Here is a 428-nt window from a genome sequence, read left to right on the forward strand (position 1 = left end):
GGGTGTCCCAAGGGCATACGCAGAGCGCGTCGAGAACCGGCACGGGAGTCGTGTCGGGCAACCCGGCCATCCTTGCTTGAAGGACCCGTGGCTTTGCGTCCTGCAGTTACCTGCAGTTTGCCTTTGAATTGCGAAACACATTAACACAAAAATGCGACAAGCCTAAAGCGGCCGTGCGCGGTTTCGTGACGTGGTTTGCAGGTGCGCCTCTGCGCAGAGGGGGCTGCGTGCCGTTTCGGCCGGTGCCGGGCACTGCGCCGGGAGCAAAGGGATTGGTCCGGGAAGGGGCGCTTGCCGACCTGAAGCCGGGCTGACGGCGCCCCTCAGGCCCGCCACGACGGCTGGAATCCAGGCCTCTCGACGGGCAGGCCGGGGCGAGGCTCGCGGGGGCAGCCGGGCCATTTTTCACGGTTCGGGAGTCGGGCCCG

At 66.6% G+C, this 428-nt stretch carries 1 riboswitch.

From position 1 onward, the window contains the following. Nucleotides 1–53: 53 nt before the first annotated feature. Nucleotides 54–132, minus strand: a riboswitch (cyclic di-GMP riboswitch). Between the last annotated feature and the right edge of the window lie 296 nt (nucleotides 133–428).

The organism is Zoogloea sp. (assembly GCF_023150065.1).
Classification (GTDB): domain Bacteria; phylum Pseudomonadota; class Gammaproteobacteria; order Burkholderiales; family Rhodocyclaceae; genus Zoogloea.